The following is a 21,282-nucleotide window of genomic DNA, read 5'->3' as shown; positions in this document are numbered from 1 at the left end:
TACGGTCGGGCGATCGCGGCCCGGCACCGGGGCCGCCGTCGTCGTCATGACCCGTTCAGCCCAGACCCTCAGGAGAGGCGTGTTCCGCTCCCCCAAGATCTTCTTCCGCGTCCTGGCGATCGCCGAGGCGATCTCCTGGACCCTGCTCATCGGCGGCATGATCCTGCGCGCCACCCATGGCCTCGACGTCGCCGTGACCATCGGCGGCGGCATCCACGGCTTCGTGTTCCTCGCCTATGCCGCCACCGCGGTGATCGTGGCGAAGAACCAGCGCTGGAGCGCCGGCCCGGCCGCCACCGCCATCATCAGCGCGATCATCCCCTACGCCACCGTCCCGGTGGACATCTGGCTCAAGCGCAGCGGCCGACTGGACGGACCGTGGCGCCTCCACGCCGGCGAGGACCCGCGCGACCACAGCTGGCATGACCGGCTGCTGCGGGTGCTGCTGAACCGGCCGGCGCTGGTCGGCGGAGCGCTGGCGGTCGGCGTCGTCGTCGTGTTCGTCGGACTGCTGGTGGCAGGGCCGCCCGTACCGAAGGGCTGACGCCCGGCCGCGAGCGGCCCGCTCACAGCTGAGGTCTGCACCGTCCACGCACGACAGCGGGGGCCGAGTTCCTGGGATGGAACTCGGCCCCCGCTGTCGTTCAGCGCAACGAGATCAGACCTGCCAGGTCAGCTCTCGATCGCGGCGGGTTCCTCGGTGCCTTCGATCTGCGGCGCCGGGGTCGTCCAGTCGAAGGTGAGCTCGCGGTCGTCGCCCTCACCCTTGAGCCCGATGGTGATCTCCGCGCCGTGCGGGATCTCGCCGTAGAGGATCTGCTCGGAGAGCTGGTCCTCGATCATGGACTGGATGGTCCGGCGCAGCGGGCGGGCACCCATGGACGGGTCGTAGCCCTTCTCCGCGAGGAACTCGCGGGCCGGCTGGGAGACCTCGAGGGTCATGGCCTGCTCCGCCAGGCGCTCCCGCAGACGGTCCACGAACAGGTCCACGATGCGCACGATCTCGGACTGCTCCAGCTGCGGGAACACGATGGTGTCGTCCACGCGGTTGAGGAACTCCGGGCGGAAGTGCTGACGCAGCTCCTCGTTGACCTTGCCCTTCATCCGCTCATAGTTCGTGGCGGTGTCCGTCGAGGACTGGAACCCGGTCATCACACCCTTGGAGATGTCCTTGGTCCCCAGGTTGGTGGTCATGATGATGACCGTGTTCTTGAAGTCCACCATGCGGCCCTGCGAGTCGGTCAAGCGACCGTCCTCCAGGATCTGCAGCAGCGAGTTGAACAGGTCCGCGTGAGCCTTCTCCACCTCGTCGAACAGCACCACGGAGAACGGACGACGCCGGACCTTCTCGGTCAGCTGGCCGCCCTCCTCGTAGCCCACATAGCCGGGAGGGGCACCGAAGAGCCGGGAGACCGTGTGCTTCTCCGAGAACTCCGACATGTCCAGAGTGATGAGCGCGTCCTCGTCGCCGAAGAGGAACTCGGCCAGCGTCTTGGCCAGCTCCGTCTTGCCGACGCCGGTGGGGCCGGCGAAGATGAACGAGCCGGACGGCCGGTTCGGGTCCTTCAGCCCGGCGCGGGTGCGGCGGATCGCCCGGGACAGCGACCTGACGGCCTCGTCCTGACCGATGACCCGCTTGTGGAGCTCCTCCTCCATCCGCTTGAGGCGGTCGGACTCCTGCTCGGTGAGCTTGAACACCGGGATGCCGGTGGAGAAGGCCAGGACCTCGGCGATCAGATCGGCGTCGACCTCGGCGATCTCATCCATGGAACCGGACTTCCAGGCGTCCTCCTTCTGCTGGCGCTCGTCGACGAGCTTCTGCTCCTTGTCACGCAGCGCAGCGGCGCCCTCGAAGTCCTGGGCGTCGATGGCGGCTTCCTTCTCCCGCCGGACGTCCTCGATCTTCGCGTCGTACTCCTTCAGCTCCGGCGGCGCGGTCATCTTCTGGATGCGCAGCCGGGCGCCGGCCTCGTCGATCAGGTCGATCGCCTTGTCCGGGAGGAAGCGGTCGTTGATGTACCGGTGGCCCAGGGACGCGGCGGCCTCCAGGGCCTCCTCGGTGATGGACACCTTGTGGTGGGCCTCGTAGCGGTCGCGCAGCCCGCGCAGGATCTGCACGGTGACCTCCACCGAGGGCTCCTCCACCTGGATGGGCTGGAAGCGGCGCTCCAGGGCGGCGTCCTTCTCGATGTGCTTGCGGTACTCGTCCAGCGTGGTGGCACCGATGGTCTGAAGCTCACCACGGGCCAGCATCGGCTTGAGGATGTTGGCGGCATCGATGGCGCCCTCGGCGGCTCCGGCCCCGACGAGGGTGTGGATCTCGTCGATGAACAGGATGATGTCGCCGCGGGTGCGGATCTCCTTGAGGACCTTCTTCAGGCGCTCCTCGAAGTCACCGCGGTACCGGGAGCCGGCCACCAGCGAGCCGAGGTCCAGCGTGTAGAGCTGCTTGTCACGCAGGATCTCCGGGACGTCGTTGTTCACGATCGCCTGGGCGAGACCCTCGACGACGGCGGTCTTGCCGACGCCGGGCTCACCGATGAGGACCGGGTTGTTCTTGGTGCGACGGGAGAGCACCTGCATCACGCGCTGCCGCTCGTAGTCACGGCCGACCACCGGGTCCAGGGCGGCCTCCCGCGCGGCGGCGGTGAGATTGCGGCCGAACTGGTCCAGCACCACGGAGCCGGAGGGCTGCCCTTCGGTGGCCCCCTGCCCGACGCCGGCGCCGGCCTTCTCCTGGCCGCCGCCCTGGTAGCCGGACAGCAGCTGGATGACCTGCTGGCGCACCTTATTCAGGTCGGCGTTGAGCTCCACGAGCACCTGGGCGGCGACGCCCTCGCCCTCGCGGATCAGGCCGAGCAGGATGTGCTCGGTGCCGATGTAGTTGTGGCCCAGCTGCAGGGCTTCGCGCAGCGAGAGCTCCAGGACCTTCTTGGCGCGCGGAGTGAAGGGGATGTGGCCGCTGGGCGCGTTCTGCCCGGGGCCGATCTTCTCCTGGACCTTCTCGCGGACCCCGCCCAGCGAGATGTCCAGAGACTCCAGGGCCTTGGCGGCGACGCCCTCACCCTCGTGGATGAGTCCGAGCAGGATGTGCTCGGTGCCGATGTAGTTGTGGTTGAGCATGCGGGCCTCTTCTTGGGCCAGCACAACCACTCGCCGTGCGCGGTCTGTGAATCTCTCGAACATGGCCAATGACACTCCTCGCGTTGATGCTCACTCTCGATGCTACGGGGGTGTGACCGCTTTGGGGCGCCTGTTCGCCACCGGGGAAAGTTCGGTCCGGGTCGGGCCCTTCCCGCGCGGATCGTCTCTCTGTGAGAGATCGTCCCTAAATCAGGGGACGATCTCTCACAGAGAGACGATCCCTGCACCGATCCGCCGCCTCACACCCTCGCCGGCGGTGTCAGCGCCGCGCGCACCGAGGGCCAGGCGGCCAGTCGTGCCCGGACATCGCCACGGGACTCGATGGCGAGCGCCTGCCGCCAGGCGTTGTCGAGCACCTCGTCGACCCGCACGCGCCCGCCGCGGGAGGCCGATTCGACGGCGGCCTCCACCATCGCCAGGCTCATGATGTTCTGGTGGACCTCGCCCATCGGCGCTGTGCCGCCCGGGCCGGCCTCCAGGGCGTCCAGGAACTCCACCAGCGCCCCGGCGATGCCCTCCCCCGGCGCGACGGCGCCATCGTCGGCGTCGGCGTCGGCGTCACCGAACCTGCCGCTGACTGCCTCCGGCGCGCGATCTGGGGCGTCCGCCACCGGCGCCTCCTCGCCGTCCCAGACGGCCGTGCCGTGTTCGGCCGAGAGCCGCCACGACCCGTTCCAGGAGGTCTCCTGCCCCGGGCTGCACCAGCTGCCGGTGTAGACGAACCGGGAGCCGCCCTCCATCTCGAAGATCGCGCTGGCCGCGGCGTCGCCGTCGTACCAGGACCACGGCGGGTTGAACTCCTCGCAGTACACGGACACCGGTTCGGCGTCGAGCAGGAACCGGGCGGCGTCGAAGGGGTGGATGGCCATGTCCACAAGCAGCGGGTGGACCATCCGCTCCCGGAAGCCCCCGAAGCGGGGAGCTTTGAAGAACTCGGTCACCAACGCGCCCGGCGCGCCCAGGCCGCGCGCCTGCGCACGGAGGGTGAACAGCTGCTGGTTGTACCGGCGCGACTGGCTCACCATGAACAGCTGTCCGGTGACCTCCGAGGCGGCGGCCAGGGACAGGGCGCGGGGCAGCGTGTCGGCCACGGGCTTCTCCCCCAGCACCGGCAGCCCGGCCGTCAGCGCCGCCGTGGTGACCGGGTGGTGGGCGCGCGGGATCGTCACGTTCACCACCGCCTGGGCGCCGGTCCGCTCGGCGAGCGCGACGGCGTCGGCCCCCACGGGCACGTCCGGACGGCCCGCCTCGGCCAGGGCGGCGCGGGCGGCCTCCATGTCGAGGTCCACGACGCCGGCGAGCTCGGCCCGAGGCTCGTCCAGGATGGTCTGCAGCCAGGCCCGGCCCATTCCGCCGGCGCCGACGAGGATCAGCGGGGTGCTCATGCGCGCACCTCCTCAGCATCAGAGTCCATCGGACCCGCGTAGCCGTGCCCCGTGTAGAAGTCCTCGGTCTCATAACGCAGCAGAGTCGGGGTGGTCCGCTCCGGCCGGTGGGTGACCGCCCACTGCACGGCGTTGGAGATCACCCGGCGCACGCCCTCATGGAAGTACGTGGGAAAGTCCTGGTCGCCCGGCCGGAAGTAGAAGATCCTCCCGTAGCCGCGGCGGTAGGTCATCCCGGAGCGGAACACCTCCCCGCCGGAGAACGTGGAGAGGAAGATCAGCTCGTCGGGGGCAGGAACGTCGAAGTGCTCCCCGTACATCTCGTCCTCGTCGATGATCATCGGATGCGGGATGCCCTGGGCGATCGGGTGGGTGGGGTCCACCGTCCAGATCAGCTCCCGGTCATGCTCGGTGCGCCAGCGCAGCGTGCAGGTGGTGCCCATGAGCTTCATGAAGATCTTCGACCAGTGCCCGGAGTGCAGCACGATCAGCCCCATGCCGTCCAGCACGTGCCGGTGGACGCGCTCGACGACGTCGTCGGCCACCTCTCCGTGGGCGGCGTGACCCCACCAGATCAGCACGTCGGTGGCGGCGAGAGCCTCCTCGGTGAGGCCGTGCTCGGGGTCGTCGAGCGTGACCGTGCGGACCTCGGCGGTGTCACCGAGGTTGTGGCGGACGCCGTCGGCGATCGCCCCGTGCATCCCGTCCGGGTAGCGCGCGGCGACCTCGGGTTCGACCTGTTCGTGGCGGTTCTCGCCCCAGACGGTCACCCGGATCGGACGGGCGAAGGCCAGAGAGGGGGCGGGCTGGTCAGCAGATGTCATCGGTCCATCCTTGTCGATTGTCAGGGTCAGGTACGGCAGGTCGGGTGGCGGCGACGCTCATTTGACGGCTCCACCAGTGGCCCCGGCGGCGACGTACTTCTGCGCCACAGCCAGCAGCACCACTGCCGGCAACGACGCGAGCACCGCCGTCGCCATCACGGAGCTCCAGTCGTTCACATAGGCGCCCAGGTAGTTGTAGATGCCCAGCGTGACGGGGCGGACCTCCTCCGTGGTGGTGAGGGTGAGGGCGAAGAGAAAGTCACCCCAGGTGAACAGGAAGGTGAACAGCCCCGCGGTGATGATGGCGTTGCGGCTCACCGGAACCACCACGGACAGGAACGCGCGCACCGGTCCGGCGCCGTCCACGTGGGCAGCCTCCACCAACGCCGGCGGGAGTGAGCCCATCAGGGCACGGCAGATGAGGATCGCGAACGGGATCCCTGCCGTGGAGTCGGCCAGGATGAGTCCCGGGATCGAATTCAGCAGGCCGATCTCCGCGTACACGTTGTACAGGGCGTTGGCGATCACGATGCCGGGGATCATCTGGCTGATCAGCACGCCGAAGAGCAGGTAGTCCGCCCAGCGGATGCGGAACTGGACCAGAGCGTACGCCGCCGGGACTGCGACCGCCAGGGACAGCGCCACGCTGCCGACGGCGACCATCAGACTGGTCACCAGGTTTCCGCCCTGCTCCTCCAACGCGGTCCGGTAGCCGGCGAGGTCCGGGTTCAGCGGCAGCCAGGCGGTGTCCACCGTGGCTCCGCCGGGCTGGAGCGAGGCGTTGACCATCCAGTAGATCGGGAACAGCAGGACGGCGATGATCACCAGTCCCAGGGCAGTGTTGAGCTTGGGGTGTCGGACCGTGTTCATGGGCACCTCACTCGTCGACGGGACGCCGGTTCAGGCGCAGATAGACGGCCGCGAACAGCAGGGAGATCAGGATCAGGATGTTGCTGACCGCCGCGCCCTGGCCGAAGTCGAACGTGGCGAAGGACAGCTGATAGGCCTGGGTTGCCAGCGTCTGCGTGGCGTTGGCCGGACCACCTTCGGTGAGCCCCAGGATGATGTCCAGGACCTTCAGCGTGTAGACCACGCCGAGCACCAGCACCACGGAGACCACGGGCCGCAGCATCGGCCACGTGATGTGCCGGAACGCCTGCCAGCGGCTGGTGCCGTCGATGGATCCCGCCTCGTAGAGCTCCTGCGGGATGGTCTGCAGACCGCCGTGCAGGATCACGGCGTTGAACGGGATGCCGATCCAGATGTTCACCATGATCACGGTGAACAGGGCCAGGCCGGTGGAGGACAGCCAGGGGATCCCGGACTCCACCAGCCCGGACCCGATGAGCACCCGGTTCAACGCACCGGCGTCGGTGTCGAGCAGCCATTTCCACACCGCGCTGGCCACGATGAGGGGGATCAGCCAGGGCAGCAGAATCAGGGAGCGCAGCGCCCCGGAGAGCGGGAACCGCCGACGGAAGAACAGTGCAAGCCCGAGGCCGCACAGGAACTGGCCCAGGATCGAGCCGACCGTGAAGATCACGGTGTTGGCCGCCGCGGTCCGGTACAGCGGGCTGGTCAGGACCTCGGTGTAGTTGGACCATCCGGCCCAGGGCGCCTCCCCGGTGAAGAAGGTGGTGATCGTGTAGTGCTGGAACCCCATGATGACGTTCTGGACCACCGGGTAGCCGAAGAACAGGAGCATGTAGAGCACGGCCGGACCGATGAACAGGGCCGTCACCAGCCGGTGGCGCCACGCACTGGCCCGGGCAGAGACCCTCGGCGCGGCATGGCCTTCCCCGCGCTGACCGGGTGCGGTAGGTGCCGTCGTCGCCTCGTGGACACTGGTGATGCTCATACGTACTCCTCCGCTCGGTGAAGTGCCTCGGCGGGGGTGGCCTGCCCGGAGACCGCCAGCTGCACGGCGGTGTAGAGCGCCGAGGCCGTGGTGGGCCAGTCCTCGCCCAGCTGGGCCGTGCGCGCCCGGGCGTCCGGAATGAGGTCGGTGAACGTGTCCATCTCCGGGCGCCGCCGGAGGAACTCTGCGGTCAGCCCCGGCCGGCCGGGGACGGTGAACCGCTGCTCGGCCATGGACAGCACGCTGGAGTCGGAGAGGAACTCGGTGAGCACCGCCGCGGCCAGCTCCTCCTTGTCACGATCGCCGGTGGCGGGGACCGTCCAAGCCTCACCCCCCAGCGGGGCGACGGAGCGCTGGGCCGAGTCCCGCACCGGAAGCTCGACGATCTCGTAGTCCAGGTCCTCGAGGCCGGAGAGCTCCGGGAGCTGCCACGGCCCGTTGATCATCATCGCCGCGCGCCCGGCCACGAACTGATCCTTCACATCAGCCTGACCCCAGTTCAGCACCGACGACGACGCCGAACCCTCCTGGACGAGGTCGGACAGCAGACCGAGGGCCTCCGCCGCCTCCGGGGTGCCGATATGCCGCTCGTCCCCGCCGTTGGACCAGAAGAACGGCAGGAACTGCCAGGTGCCCTCGTAGGTGGCATTGCCGCAGAAGGCGATCCCATAGCGGGTCCCCTGGGTCAGGTCGGTCGCACAGCGGCGCAGCTCCTCCCAGGTGCGCGGATAGTCGAGCCCGGCATCCTCGAACATGGCAGTGCGGCAGAACAGGGCGATCGTGTTGACCGTCGGCACCACACCGTAGACCTGCCCGTCATAAGTGCCGGCGTCCAGCACGCCGTCGTGGTATCCCGCGGTGGGGATTCCGAGCTCGTCGAAGGAGCGCAGCGCCGTGGTGGCGGCGATCTGCTGCAGGTCCGGGTTGTCCAGCATGAGGATGTCCGGCAACGTGCCCGAGGATCCTTGCTGCAGCACGCGCTGAATGAGGGACTGGCCGGAGACCGCCACACGCTGGAGCTTCACCCCGACCGTGTCCGCGGCCTGCTGGAGCGCCTCGCCGATGATCCCGTAGTCCGGATCATTGGAGTACGAGTCCATCACCCGCAGGGTATCCGCCGGGGTGCGCCCGGTGTCTCCGCAGGAGCTCAGCAGCGCCGCGGCCGGAGCGAAGATCCCGGCGGAGAGCAGGCTGCGCCGGGTGAGTCCCGACGACGCCGGGCGGGACGGCGTCAGGCCGGGTGACCGAAGCCCGAGCGCCTTCAGGCCGGCGCGCGGGCCACCGTCATGGCGGCTGGACCCGGCGCGGCCCTGCTGGGCGTGGTGGTGTGTTCGTCTGCTCATCGCGCATCACCTATCGATACGTATCGACAGTGAGTGCAGAACTGCTGGGTGCAGAACCATGGACTCTCCTTCAGATCACGGAACTCTGGACTGTCGGGGGCCTGCACTGCAGCACAGACCCCCTAACTGGGTCAGGCCCTCCCGGTGGATGCCCTGCGGACCAGCGTGGCGGTCACGATGTCGACGCCCTCCTGGGCCGGACGGCCTGCATCGATCAGCGCGAACAGCCGTTCGGCCACCATCCGGGACACGTCTCGGGGCTGGGTGGAGACTGCGGTCAGCGGAACCACCTGCTCCTCGGCCTCTGCCTCGGTGCACAGAGCGACGACGTCGGCGTCCCTCCCGGGGACCAGTCCGCGCAGGGCGAGCGCGCGCATCCCGCCGGAGAGACCGGCCGTCATGATGATCCCCGTCCGGCCACCGTCGGGATGCAGACCCGCGTCGAGGACCGCGGCGAAGCCGTCGGCCGCCGGCGCCAGGTGCCAGTCGACAGGAAGCCTATGGGCCTCCGCCGCCCCCGTGACCCCTCGTGCGAAGCGACCGATGTAGTTGTAGTCCCGGTCGACCGAGTCGGCTCCCCAACCCAGGACGCTGAGGCGAGTGTTCCCCAGATCGGCGAGCTCCTCGACGAGGAGCCTCCCGGCGGCCTCGAAGTCGAAGTCCACGCAGGCCAGGCCGGTGGTGTCCTCCGGCACTCCGATGAAGATCACCGGGAAGTCGAGGGTGCGAGCCAGATCGGCACGCTGGTCCTGCGCAGTGACCTGCATGACCACCGCAGCATCGCATTGGCGCCCTCCGGTGATCCGACGCAGGCCTTCGATCCCCTCCTCCGCCGTGACGAGCAGCACGTCATAGTCGTGGACCCGGGCGGCCAGGACGAACTCTTCGACGAAGGCCATCAGCTGACCGGCGTCGTAGGCCGAGGCGAACGGCATGACGATCGCGATGGTGTTCGTCCGGCTGCCCGCCAGAGCGCGGGCTCCGGCGTGCGGCTGATAGTTCAGCGCCGCCATCGCCTCCTCCACACGCCGCAGCGTCTCAGCAGAGATGGACCGCTTCCCGGACATCACATAGGAGACCGTGCTCTGCGAGACGCCGGCCAGCCGTGCGACATCCTTGCTGGTCGGACCACGACCCACAGAACCACCTCCTTCTGCCGAGATTCTCCCGTCACGAGAAGTCGATGCGTATCGACTCTTGGGATACAGCCGTGACTCTAGTCACATCGAGGGCAGAGATGCAACCCCCGCCCTCGAGACTCCCTTGCCCCTTCGGCCGCCCTCCACGGTCCGTCCCCGAGTTGTTCGTCCCCGTGCTGTTCGTCCGTCCAGCCGCTATCAGTCGGGGAAAGACGAAGGGGAGGGGGACAGACCGGCACGGCCGACCTCATCCCCACCCGCGCCACCCCTACGCCCGGCTCAGTCGCGCCCACAGGTCCGCGTCGAAGGCCTCGGGAGCCAGTGCCGACATGTGGCGCACCGCGTTGTCCAGCTTCGCCCGCCAGGTGCGCACCGCCTCCTCCGCGCGGCCGGCGATCAGCTCCGCCATCAGTCGGCGATCATCGTGGACGATCCTCTCCACCGCCGGCGTGTAGTCCAGCTGCAGCACGGAGATGAACATCCGCACCCGCAGGGTCAGCGCATGGAAGCTGCGGGCGGACTGATCCAGCCCCGCCGCATCGGCCAGCTCCTGCTGGAACTGCAGGTCAGCCTGGTCGACGTCGGCGCCGCCTCCCTCCCTGGCCGCGGCCTCCACCGCCCCCAGCGCCAGGCGCGCCGGCAGCAGCCGATGCCGCGGCTGCTCCGCACAGCCGCGCAGCAGCACCATCCCCACGTGGAGTCGGGCCGCATAGAGGTCGATGACGTCGGCACCCGTCACCTGCGGCACGCTGAACCCACCGGCGCCCGGAGCCAGCAGGCCGTCGTCCGCCAGCCGCCGCATCGCCGTGCGCACGGTGCCGGCCCCCAGCCCCAGCCGAGAGGCCAGCGGCGCAGCACTCAGCCGGTCCCCCGGACGGTACCCGGCATTCATGATCTCCTTGCGCAGCGCGATCGCGATCTGCTCGGTCACCGAAAGCTGCGCATGCGGCAGCCACCGACTCGCCCGCCCCGGGGCCGGATACTCGGGCACTGCCAACGATTCTGAGTCAGAAAACTGACGAGTTTCCACCGGCTCGCCCCGCCGCCAGTCCACCCCATGCAGCCCGCGCCCCGCCCGGGCGGCCAGCTGCTGCAGCAGATCCCCCGGCACGGCGTCGTCCACCGGCAGGCAACGGTCCAGCAGCCCCGCCACTGACCCCGCGAACTCCTCCCAGCCGGTGGCTCCTGGCCGCCACACCACCCGCAGCCCCCGGGCCGACTCTCCGCTGGCCGGCACAGCCTCCCCCTGCTCCGGCCAGCCACGGGCGCCCGAGACCTCCAGAGCCGCCATCACCGCGGCGGCGCGTCGGCCGAACGCGGTCGGCCGCGGCGACACCGTGCGCTCCTCGGCCGGCGCAACCTCCCGGAACTCCACCAGAATCTCCGGGAAGCTCACCCGGACGCGCCCCAGCCGCAACGCACGCCCCGACATCTCAACCGCCCGGATCGTCTCGATCGCCTCATCCTCGCCGCCACGCTCGCCACCGCGCCGTCCGGCGTGTTCCCCCGCGCGACGGATCCGTCGGAAGGCCCGGGAGACCACCGACTGGCTCAACCCCGTCAGCTCGGCCACCCGTCGGGTGGAGAACTCGGCGGTGCTGACCCTCGGACCCGCCGTCGCGAGCACGCTGGCCACGATCTCATCGGCGGTCTCCTGGATGCGGGGCCGCCCCCGGGACGCAGTCATGACCCTATTCTGACTCATCTTCGCCACCGTGGGGTCGATCACCCTTCCCCCGTCCGAATGCCACAGCGCACACTGGCAGAAAGCATCGACGCGCACCCGCCGGAAGGCCCGCGCCTCGGCCGCACGCCCGTCCGGTCACCCCGAGCGGGCACGTCCCGGCCCGCGGGCCGCCCACGGACCACCGCTGCTCCTCCCGGCACCGGTGCCGCCCCCGCACAGCTCACCCCAGACCCCAGCGAGGCATCATGACGGCAGATCTCCAGCACACCCCCGCCCCGTCCGCCGACGGATTCGAGCCCCTCCCCGAGGCCCAGGCCGAGCTGACGGCCCTGGCCGACGCCGCCGTCGGGAAGGTCACCCAGTGGCTCGAGGCCACTCAGCGCGCCGGGACGAAGCCCCACGCCTCCGCCGAGCGGCTCTCCGCCGTGCTCTCCCACCCGCACGGGCTCGACTTCACGGTCGGATTCGTGGACCGCGTGATCCGCACCGAGGACACCAAGGCCGCCGCCCAGGCGCTGTCCGAGCTGGGCGGCATCGCCCCGGACACCCTCAACGCTCTGGACCGGGCCCAGATCACCGCCGGCTCTGCGCTGGGCCGGATGCTGCCGAACGTCGTCGTCCCCGCCGCCCGGGCCCGCATGCGCTCCATGGTGGGCCACATGGTGGTGGACGCCCGGGACAAGCAGTTCGGCAAGGCCGTGCACACCCTCACCAAGGACGGCCACCGGCTCAACATCAACCTCCTGGGCGAGGCCGTGCTCGGCGAGGCCGAGGCGGACAAGCACCTGGAGGACACGTTGCGGCTGCTGCGCCGCGACGACGTCGACTACGTCTCCATCAAGGTCTCCTCCATCGCCTCCCAGCTGTCCATGTGGGGCTTCGAGGAGACGGTGGACTACGTGGTCGAGCGCCTGGTGCCGATGTACCAGGAGGCCGCCAAGGCACCGGCCGGCACCAAGTTCATCAACCTGGACATGGAGGAGTACCGCGATCTGCACCTGACCATCGCGGTGTTCAAACGCCTGCTGTCCCTGCCGGAGGTCACGGACCTCGAGGCTGGCATCGTGCTGCAGGCCTACCTGCCTGACGCCCTGGCCGCCATGCAGGACCTCGCCGGCTTCGCCGCCCAGCGGGTCGCCGACGGCGGCGCCGGGATCAAGGTGCGTCTGGTCAAGGGCGCCAACCTGGCCCTGGAGACGGTCCACGCGGAGATCGCCGGCTGGCCCCGCGTGGTCTGCGAGTCCAAAGAGGCCTCCGACGCCAACTACAAGCTCGTGCTGCACTGGCTGCTCACCCAGGAGAACATGGCGGGCGTGCGCCTGGGCGTGGCCGGGCACAACCTGTTCGACATCGCGTTCGCCCACCTGCTCGGCGTGCAGCGCGGCGTCAGCGACCGGCTCGAGTTCGAGATGCTGCAGGGCATGGCCACCGAACAGGCCGAGGCCGTCAGCTCCGACGTCGGCCAGCTGCTGCTCTACGTGCCGGCGGTGCGCCCCGCCGAGTTCGACGTGGCGATCTCCTATCTGGTGCGCCGGCTGGAGGAGAACGCCTCCAGCGAGAACTTCATGTCCGGGATCTTCGACCTGCAGCCCGGCAGCCACGTCTTCCGCCGGGAGGAGGACCGCTTCCGCGCCTCGGTGGACACTCTGGCGGAGATCCTGCGCAGCCACGGCCATCTGCCGCCGTCGCCGCAGCACACCCAGGACCGCCGTGAGGAGGGGCACAGTCTGGCCGAAGCCGCCCTGGCCTCCCCGGACTACGCCACCGGCGTCCCGGACTTCGTCAACGAGCCGGACACCGACCCCTCCCTTCCGGCCAACCAGGAATGGGCGCGTGAGGCGCTGGAGCGCGCCGCTGAGCCCGGCTGGCTGGAGGCCCAGCCCGTGCCGGAGCAGATCAGCATCGACGACGTCGACGCGCTGACCTCCGGCGCCCGGGCCGCCGCCGTCGAGTGGGCCGCCCGCCCGGCGGCCGAGCGCGCCGCCGTCCTGTACCGCACCGCCGACATCCTCGCGGCCAGGCGGGGTCACCTGGTCTCCATCGCCGCCGCCGAGGTCGGCAAGTCGGTGGCCCAGTCCGACCCCGAGGTCTCGGAGGCCATCGACTTCGCCCGCTACTACGCCCACCGGGCCCTGGAGCTGGAACAGGTGGAGCATGCCGAGTTCACCCCGGACCGGCTGGTGCTGGTGACCCCTCCGTGGAACTTTCCCCTGGCGATCCCCGCCGGCTCCACCTTCGCCGCGCTGGCCGCCGGCGCTGCGGTGATCCACAAGCCCTCGAAGCCCACCCCGCACTGCTCGATGGCGATCTTGGAGGCCCTCTGGGAGGCCGGTGTGCCGCGCGAGGTGCTCCACGGCGTCTACCCGGATGAGCGGGAGGCCGGCCAGAAGCTGGTCAGCCACCCGGACGTGGACCGGGTGATCCTCACCGGTGCCTCCGAGACGGCCGCCATGTTCCGCTCGTGGAAGCCTGACCTGCAGATCAATGCCGAGACCTCCGGGAAGAACGCCCTGGTGATCACCCCGTCCGCGGACCGCGACCTCGCTGTCCAGGACCTGGTGAACTCCGCGTTCGGCCACGCCGGGCAGAAGTGCTCGGCCGCCTCCCTGGGCATCCTGGTGGGCAGCGTGTACGGCTCCGAGCGGTTCCGCCGCCAGCTGGTGGACGCCGCCTCCTCGATGGTGGTGGACTGGCCCACCAACCTCTCCGCCACGGTGGGTCCGCTGACCGAGCTTCCCAGCGAGAAGCTCCACCGGGCGCTGACCACCCTGGAGGAGGGTGAGCGCTGGCTGCTGGAGCCGAAGCAGCTCGACGAGACCGGCAAGCTGTGGTCCCCGGGCATCAAGGAGGGCGTGAAGCCGGGCTCCTTCTTCCACAGGACCGAGGTCTTCGGCCCGGTGCTGGGCCTGATGCGGGCCAAGGATCTGGATGAGGCCATCGAGCTGCAGAACGCCGTGGACTTCGGGCTGACCGGCGGAATCCACTCTCTGGAGCCGCGGGAGGTCCGCACCTGGCTGGAGCGGGTGGAGGCCGGCAACGCCTACGTCAACCGCGGCATCACCGGCGCGATCGTGCAGCGCCAGTCCTTCGGCGGCTGGAAGCAGTCCTCGGTGGGTCTGGGCTCCAAGGCCGGCGGCCCCAACTACGTCATGCTGTTCGGCCGGTGGGCCGACGCCGCGTCCACCCCCACAGCGGGCGCCGCCGTCGAGACCCCGCGGGCCGTCAACGGTGCGGCGGCCGCCGTGCTGGGCGCCGTGGAGGACAAGGGACTGCTCGACGACGCCGACCTGGCCTGGCTGCGCACCGCGATCGACGACGACGCCGTCTGGTGGGATCGCGAGTTCGGTGTGGGCGTCGACAGGACCGGCCTGCAGGCCGAAGCCAACGTGTTCCGCTACCTTCCGGAGGCCGTGCTGCTGCGGGTGGGCGACGACGCCGAGGCTCGTGAGGCGGCGCGTACCCTGGCCGCCGCCGCGGCCGCCGGCTCAGACGTCTCCGTGTCCTACGACCCGAAGGTCGACAAGGCGGTGAAGAAGACCGTGAAGTCCCTCGCCGACGAGCTCGGGCTCGCGCTGCACAAGGAGACCGTGGACGCCTTCACCTCCGCACTGGCGGACGGATCCCATGACACCGGCGTCGGCGTGCGGGTGCGCGTGCTCGGGGCCCTCCAGGACTCCGTGCGACAGGCCCTGGCTCCGCGGCCGGAGGTGGCGCTGCTGGACGACGCCGTCACCGCCTCCGGGCGGGTGGAGCTGCGCCACTGGGTCAAGGAGCAGGCGGTCTCCATGACCCTGCACCGCTTCGGCAACCCCAGCCCGGCCTTCCATGAGCTGGCCGACGAGCTGAAGGGCTGAGGCCGGGCACCGCGCGGAAGCGCCGGTGGTCTCACGGTCACACCCTCGCACGACGACGGCGGCCCGCCCCCGCCCGGGATCACCGGGCTGGGAGGCGGGCCGCCGTCGTGCTGTGCGCTGGGGAACGGGGCGTCGGCTCAGCGCTTCTTCGCGTTGCGATAGGCCTCGACGATGTCGCGGTGCAGTCGCCCGCGGCTGGAGACCTGGTAGCCGTTCTTGATCGCCCATTCACGGATCTTGCGCGCCTCGTTCTGCGGCGACGGCGGGGCGATCGCCCGTCCCTTGCGGATGTACTTCTTCAGCAGCTCACGCAGTTCCTTGGCATGCTCTTCGCTCAAGTCGATCTCGTAGAAGCGAGAATCGAGACCGAATGTCACAGTCTCTTTCGCCTCGCTGCCATCAAGGTCATCGACCAGGACGACTTCAACTTTCTGGGCCATAAGCACCTCACTGCTCAACATAGGGTCGAACACGAGATCTCACGAAGAGTCCTCACTGATCGACCGGCGGGTTTCTCGGCGATTTCCTGGATTCACACCCCGACCAGAGTGGGCGAAGTGCGTCGATCTCAGAGACACCTCGAAGGACGAGAAGCACTGACCTCTGAATCTCGCGCCAGATGGACACCGTTGTCAGTTCCAGTCTTTCAACAAAAGACAATTATCGTCAACTGACGATCATTCAGGTAATTCCCAGGAAAGTGGTCAAAAGAATGCATCGTCTGGTCAGCGCTGCCGGCATGACAGGATCCGGCCGCCCACCGGGCCGCCGGATCCTGTCCAGAAGGGCCTCAGGCGCGCGAGGCGTCCGCAGAACCCGGAGACGGCGCCGACGGCGCCTGAGCCGCGTCAGGGCGGGGATCAGGCCGCTCCGCGGCGAGCTCCCGGCGCACCTCGGCCTCCATGGCGCGCTCCTTCCGGTCGGCTCGGAAGATCGCACGAATGGCCAGCCAGAAGACCAGGCCGACACCTACCGAAGGCGCCAGCACCTGGAAATAGGTCCAGAAAGTCTCCATGTCATTCCCTGCCTGTCATCAGGTTCACGCGTCGGATGTGACGAAACACGTCGCCAGAGGATTCATCGCTGGGCGGTCGCGGGCTCGGCCGTCGGCTTCTCCACGGTGTTCTCAGCACCGGCGTCGGCCGCCTCGGGCTTCAGCAACGGGAACAGGATCGTCTCGCGGATCCCCGCACCGGTGAACAGCATCACCAGGCGGTCGATGCCCAGACCGATGCCGCCCATGGGCGGTGCGCCGTACTCCAGCGCGCGCAGGAAGTCCTCGTCGAACTGCATGGCTTCGTCGTCCCCGCCGGCGGCCTTGCGGGACTGCTCCACCAGACGCTCCCGCTGGACGACCGGGTCGATCAGCTCGGAGAAGGCCGTGCCGCGCTCCATGCCGCCGATGATCAGGTCCCAGGCCTCGATGACGCCAGGCTTCTCGCGGTGCTCCCGAGCCAGCGGCTGGGCGGCCGGCGGATAGTCGCAGACGAACGTCGGCTGGATCAGCGTCGGCTCGACGATCTCGCCGAACAGCTCGATCACCAGCTTCTGAGCATCCCATGCCGGATTCGCCGCCACCTCGTGGCGGTCCGCAATCGCCCGCAGTGTCTCCACATCGGTCTCCGGGGTGACCTCCTGGCCGACAGCCTCCGACAGGCCCGGGTACACGCTGATCCACGCCCATTCGCCGTCGAGGTCCACCACGCCGTGCTCGGTCTCGATCTGCCGGCCCGCACCGACGGCGTCGGCGGCGTTGAGGATCATCTCCTTCATCCGGTCGGCCATGATGTACATGTCCGCCCAGGCCTCATAGGACTCCAGGGTCGTGAACTCGGGAGAGTGCGTGGAGTCCACGCCCTCGTTGCGGAAGACCCGGCCGATCTCGAAGATCCGGTCGATCCCGCCCACCACCGCACGCTTCAGGTACAGCTCGGTGGCGATGCGAAGCGTCATGTCCTGGTCGAAGGCGTTCAGGTGCGTCTCGAACGGCCGGGCCTGGGCGCCGCCGTGGATCAGGTTCAGCATCGGAGTCTCGACCTCGACGTAGCCGCGCCCGTGGAGGGTGTCACGGATGGAGCGCGTGATCGCGGCACGCCGGTAGACCATCTCGCGGGCCTCATCACGGACGATCAGGTCCGCATAGCGCTGCCGCACCCGCGTCTCCTCGTTGAGCTCCGCGTGCAGCACCGGCAGCGGACGGATCGCCTTGGACGCGACCTCGAAGGAGCTGGCCATCACGGACAGCTCACCGCGCCGGGAGGCGATGACCTCACCGGTCACCCGCACGTGGTCGCCCAGGTCCACCAGGGACTTCCACTGCGCCAGGGCCTCCTCGCCAACCTCGGCCAGGGAGAGCATCGCCTGCAGCCGGGCGCCATGGCCGTCCGGCCCGCCCTCCTGCAGGGTGGCGAAGCACAGCTTGCCGGTGTTGCGGATGAACATGACCCGGCCGGTGACCGAGACGGTCTCCCCGGTGGAGGCGCCAGGCTCCAGGTCCGGGAAGCGCTCACGCACCTCGGCCAGGGAGGAGGTGCGTTCCACCGTCACTGGGTAGGGCTGGACGCCCTCGGCGAGCAGCCGGGCACGCTTGTCCATGCGCACGGCGCGCTGGTCGTTGGTGTCGAGGTCACGGGCGGCGGGATTCTGAGCACTCACGGTGCCCCATTCTACGCGCCGCCGCACCGGCCCATCACCACAGCCCGTGACACCAGAGCGCCCCCGAGCTCGGCCGACGGCGACGCCGCGGAGGCCGCCGTCGACCGGTGGAGCACAGGGCCGCCGTCGTCGGCCTGCCGGTGTTCACCTCACCAGATGGTCACGCGCTGCTCGGGCGCCAGGTACATGCCGTCGCCCTCGGCGGTGCCGAAGGCCTCGTGGAAGGCGTCCAGGTTCTTCACCACCTGGTTGGCCCGGATCTCCGCCGGGGAGTGCGGGTCGATGCTGATCAGCGTGATGGCCCGCTCGCGACGCACGATCTGCCGCCAGGCCTGGGCCCAGGCGAAGAAGTACCGCTGGTCGCCGGAGAGGCCCTCGACGACGTCGTCCGCCTCCGTGAGGCCCTGTTGGTCCAGCCAGATCCGGTATGCCTGGTGGGCGATCCCCAGGCCGCCGAGGTCCCCGATGTTCTCCCCCAGGGTGAGCTCCCCGTTGACATGGTGCTCCGGCGCCACCGACGGCGCCAGGGCGGAGTACTGCTCCACCAGCGCGGACGTACGCTCCTCGAAGGCGGTCCGGTCGGCGTCGGACCACCAGTTGGTCAGCGAACCGTCGGCACCATAGCGGGAGCCCTGGTCGTCGAAGCCGTGACCGATCTCATGCCCGATGACCGCACCGATCGCCCCGAAGTTGGTGGCCATGTCCCGTTCGGCGGAGAAGAACGGGGGCTGCAGGATGGCCGCCGGGAAGCAGATCACGTTCTCCAGCGGGTGGTAGTAGGCGTTGACCGTCTGCGGGGTCATGTGCCACTTCTCAGGGTCCGGGCCCTCGTCGATCTCCTTCACGTCCCGGTTCCACTCGGCGACGGCGGCGCTGATCACGTTGCCGACGGCGTCGCCGCGGTCCACCGCGACGTCGCCGTAGTCGATCCAGCGCGCGGGGTACCCGACCATCGGCCGGAACGCCTCGAGCTTCTCCAGGGCCTTGGCCCGGGTCTCCTCCCCCATCCATTCCAGGGTGGAGATGGAGCGACGGTAGGCCTCGACCAGCGCGTCGATGAGCTCGTCCATCCTGGCCTTGGCCTGCGGCGGGTAGTGGCGCTGCACGTAGATCCGGGCCACGTCCTCCCCCAGGCAGGAGTTGGTCAGCGCGACCCCGCGCTTCCACCGCTCCTTGAGCTCCTGGGCGCCGCCGAGCACCTGGGAGTAGAAGGAGAAGTGCTCCTGGACGAGCGCACTGTGCAGCAGCGGGGCGGCCCAGCGCAGCAGCTGGGCGCGCAGCCAGTGCTTCCAGTGCTCGAGCGGCTGTTCGGTGAGCGCAGTCTGCATGGCGGGCAGCACGTCCGGCTGGGCCAGGACGATCTCCGCCGACTGGGAGTCGGTGAGCCGCCAGCCGGCCAGCGCCTCGGTGATCAGCGGCATCTCGGCGATGACCTGTTCGCGGGTGCGCAGGTTGTAGCGCTTCTGCGCGTCACGGGTGGCCACCCGGTCCCAGTGGTGGGAGGCGATCACGGTCTCCAGGGCGACGACGTCGGCGGCGGCCTGCTCGGCGTCGGCCACTCCGCCCAGCGCCAGGAAGCGGCTGAGGTGCTCGCGGTAGGAGGACAGCGTGTCGGCGAGCTGCTCTTCGCGGTAGTAGGACTCATCGGGCAGCCCGAGCCCGTCCTGGATGATGTGCCACAGGACCCGCTCGGGGTCACCGGCGTCGCGGCTGGCCCCGGCGGCGAGCAGCCCGTCCACGCCGTACCGCTGCCAGGAGGCGGACAGGCGGAGCAGCTCGGCAGGAGAGGAGACGGCGTCGAGGGCGTCGAGCATGGGCTGGATGGGGGCGAGCTTCAGCTTCTCGGCGCGCTCGGCGTCCATGAAGGCGGCGTAGAAGTCACCGATGCGGGCGGCGACGGCGTCGTCCCCCAGGTCCGTGGAGCCGGCGGCGGCGTCTTCGAGGATGGCGCGCACGTCAGCCTCGGACTTGTCGCGCAGCTCGATGAAGGAGCCGTAGGCGTCGAGGTCCGCGGGGATCTCGGCGGTCTTGAGCCATTCGCCGTTGACGTGGCGCTGCAGGTCGTCCTGGGGGCGGGTGGCCGGGTCCAGGTAGGGGAAGGTCGGGGTCGCCGTGGTGGTGGGGGTGTCGGTCACGTCTGCCGGCTCCTTCGTCTCGGGTGGGGTCGGATCGGAGGCGATCCGGAGATCCGTGGGATCTTTTCTTGAAGCAACTGTTTCACATGTCGTGCGGCCTGTGTCACATCTCCCTGTTCGCGGGGCGCAGAATCGTGGGGCGCAGCATCATGTTGTCGATGAGCCGCACGGGACCGACCCGGGCGGCGACCAGCGCGAGGGCCTCCCGCTCCAGGACTCCGTCGGCGGGCAGCGCGGCGGGACGCAGGGTCTGGGGGTCCGCCACCACCAGGTAGTCCAGCTCCACCCCCTCGGCGGCACGCAGCGCCGAGACGACGCCGTCGACGTCGAGCCTCTGGCCCGCCTCAGCACGCCGAGCCAGCGTGGACAGCGCCTCCACCAGCCGCAGGGCATGCTGACGCTCCTGCGCACTGAGGCGCTGGTTGCGGCTGGACAGCGCCAGGCCGTCGGCGTCGCGGACGATCGGCAGCGACCGGATGGTGACCTCAAGGTCCAGGTCGGCGACCATGCGGCGGATGATCGCCAGCTGCTCGGCGTCCTTCTCCCCGAACCAGGACTCGAAGCGCGCTCCGACGTCGGCCGTGACCGGCGGAGACATGATGCTGAACAGCTTGGCGACCACGGTGACCACCCCGTCGAAGTGCCCCGGACGAGAGCCCCCTTCCCACCGGCGGCCGAGCTCCCCCGCGCTGACCCGCACCAAGGGTCCGTCCGGGTAGCCCGGGTACATCTCCTCCACCTCCGGGGCGAAGACCAGGTCCACGCCGTGGGCGGTGAGGAGCTCGACGTCGGAGTCGAGGCTGCGCGGATAGTGACGGAAGTCCTCGGGATCGTCGAACTGCAGCGGGTTCACGAAGATCGAGGCCACCACGATGTCCGCCTCGGCGCGGGCGGCATCGGCGAGCGCGGCGTGCCCGGAGTGCAGAGCTCCCATGGTGGGCACCAGACTCACCGTGGGGCGGGCGACGCCGGCGGCGCGCCGGGCGCTGAGCAGCTCGGCCAGGGCGGCGCGGTAGGCGGAGACGGTGGTGAGGACCTGCGGTGCTGTCACCGGTCCATCGTAGTCCGGCCGCGACGAGTGCCCGCAGACGTCTCGGGACTGTGTGACGGTGATCGAGGCGTCAGTTCCCCGTGCATCTCCGCCTCCTGACGCGCGTCACCCGGGGGATGATGCGCGGGGAAGTGACTCCTCGATGTGTGGGGCGGGCGGCGACGCGGTGGGGCGGGCGCCGACGCGGTAGGGCTGGCGCCGGCGCGG

The 21,282-nt window shown here is 69.7% G+C and carries 15 protein-coding genes; 2 read left to right on the top strand and 13 right to left on the bottom strand.

What is annotated here, in order from left to right; genetic code table 11:
* Positions 1–79: 79 nt before the first annotated feature.
* Entirely contained in the window at positions 80–544 is a 465-nt protein-coding gene (locus tag SD455_RS03005; protein ID WP_070162726.1) for a DUF3817 domain-containing protein, read from the top strand.
* A 128-nt stretch (positions 545–672) separates the two neighbouring features.
* Here the strand turns inward: SD455_RS03005 and SD455_RS03000 are convergent, their stop codons facing one another.
* From SD455_RS03000 to SD455_RS02965, 8 genes are all read right to left on the bottom strand, one after another.
* Positions 673–3,186, bottom strand: coding sequence for an ATP-dependent Clp protease ATP-binding subunit (locus SD455_RS03000; RefSeq protein ID WP_445507200.1), 2,514 nt, complete (start codon positions 3,184–3,186; stop codon positions 673–675).
* Between the two features lie 197 nt (positions 3,187–3,383).
* On the bottom strand, positions 3,384–4,529 hold the full coding sequence (locus SD455_RS02995) for a Gfo/Idh/MocA family protein (protein ID WP_445507199.1): 1,146 nt from the start codon (positions 4,527–4,529) through the stop codon (positions 3,384–3,386).
* A complete protein-coding gene (locus SD455_RS02990; RefSeq protein ID WP_311025462.1) occupies positions 4,526–5,353 on the bottom strand; it encodes a ThuA domain-containing protein in 828 nt (275 codons plus the stop codon). Before SD455_RS02990 ends, SD455_RS02995 begins: the two co-directional genes overlap by 4 nt.
* 57 nt (positions 5,354–5,410) lie before the next feature.
* Positions 5,411–6,223 (bottom strand): carbohydrate ABC transporter permease, encoded by an 813-nt coding sequence (locus SD455_RS02985; protein ID WP_070158893.1) that lies wholly within the window; start codon positions 6,221–6,223, stop codon positions 5,411–5,413.
* Between the two features lie 7 nt (positions 6,224–6,230).
* Entirely contained in the window at positions 6,231–7,211 is a 981-nt protein-coding gene (locus SD455_RS02980; RefSeq protein WP_445507198.1) for a carbohydrate ABC transporter permease, read from the bottom strand.
* Positions 7,208–8,554, bottom strand: coding sequence for a sugar ABC transporter substrate-binding protein (locus tag SD455_RS02975; RefSeq protein WP_083277306.1), 1,347 nt, complete (start codon positions 8,552–8,554; stop codon positions 7,208–7,210). The genes SD455_RS02980 and SD455_RS02975 overlap by 4 nt, the downstream gene beginning before the upstream one ends.
* Positions 8,555–8,685: 131 nt before the next feature.
* Positions 8,686–9,693 carry a LacI family DNA-binding transcriptional regulator gene (locus SD455_RS02970; protein WP_085437926.1) on the bottom strand — a complete coding sequence of 336 codons (1,008 nt, stop codon included), beginning with the start codon at positions 9,691–9,693 and terminating at the stop codon, positions 8,686–8,688.
* 268 nt (positions 9,694–9,961) lie between these two features.
* Positions 9,962–11,380 (bottom strand): GntR family transcriptional regulator, encoded by a 1,419-nt coding sequence (locus SD455_RS02965; RefSeq protein WP_445507197.1) that lies wholly within the window; start codon positions 11,378–11,380, stop codon positions 9,962–9,964.
* A gap of 245 nt (positions 11,381–11,625) precedes the next feature.
* Between SD455_RS02965 and SD455_RS02960 the strand changes: the two genes are divergently transcribed.
* Positions 11,626–15,234 (top strand): proline dehydrogenase family protein, encoded by a 3,609-nt coding sequence (locus tag SD455_RS02960; protein ID WP_445507196.1) that lies wholly within the window; start codon positions 11,626–11,628, stop codon positions 15,232–15,234.
* A 137-nt stretch (positions 15,235–15,371) separates the two neighbouring features.
* Here the strand turns inward: SD455_RS02960 and SD455_RS02955 are convergent, their stop codons facing one another.
* From SD455_RS02955 to panC, 5 genes are all read right to left on the bottom strand, one after another.
* Complete coding sequence (locus SD455_RS02955; RefSeq protein WP_070158660.1) at positions 15,372–15,674, bottom strand: histone-like nucleoid-structuring protein Lsr2; 303 nt, start codon at positions 15,672–15,674, stop codon at positions 15,372–15,374.
* Positions 15,675–16,024: 350 nt separating this feature from the next.
* A complete protein-coding gene (locus SD455_RS02950; protein WP_070158659.1) occupies positions 16,025–16,249 on the bottom strand; it encodes a hypothetical protein in 225 nt (74 codons plus the stop codon).
* A gap of 62 nt (positions 16,250–16,311) precedes the next feature.
* Positions 16,312–17,889, bottom strand: coding sequence for a lysine--tRNA ligase (gene lysS, locus SD455_RS02945; RefSeq protein ID WP_070158658.1), 1,578 nt, complete (start codon positions 17,887–17,889; stop codon positions 16,312–16,314).
* Positions 17,890–18,038: 149 nt separating this feature from the next.
* Positions 18,039–20,024: a M13 family metallopeptidase gene (locus tag SD455_RS02940; RefSeq protein ID WP_445507195.1), complete on the bottom strand. Its 1,986-nt coding sequence runs from the start codon at positions 20,022–20,024 to the stop codon at positions 18,039–18,041.
* Between the two features lie 103 nt (positions 20,025–20,127).
* Complete coding sequence (gene panC / locus SD455_RS02935) at positions 20,128–21,075, bottom strand: pantoate--beta-alanine ligase (protein WP_445507194.1); 948 nt, start codon at positions 21,073–21,075, stop codon at positions 20,128–20,130.
* Positions 21,076–21,282 lie beyond the last annotated feature (207 nt).

This window comes from Nesterenkonia sp. K-15-9-6, assembly GCF_052656005.1.
Note: the sequence above shows the minus strand (reverse complement) of the source record. Positions and strands in the feature narration are given on the sequence as shown.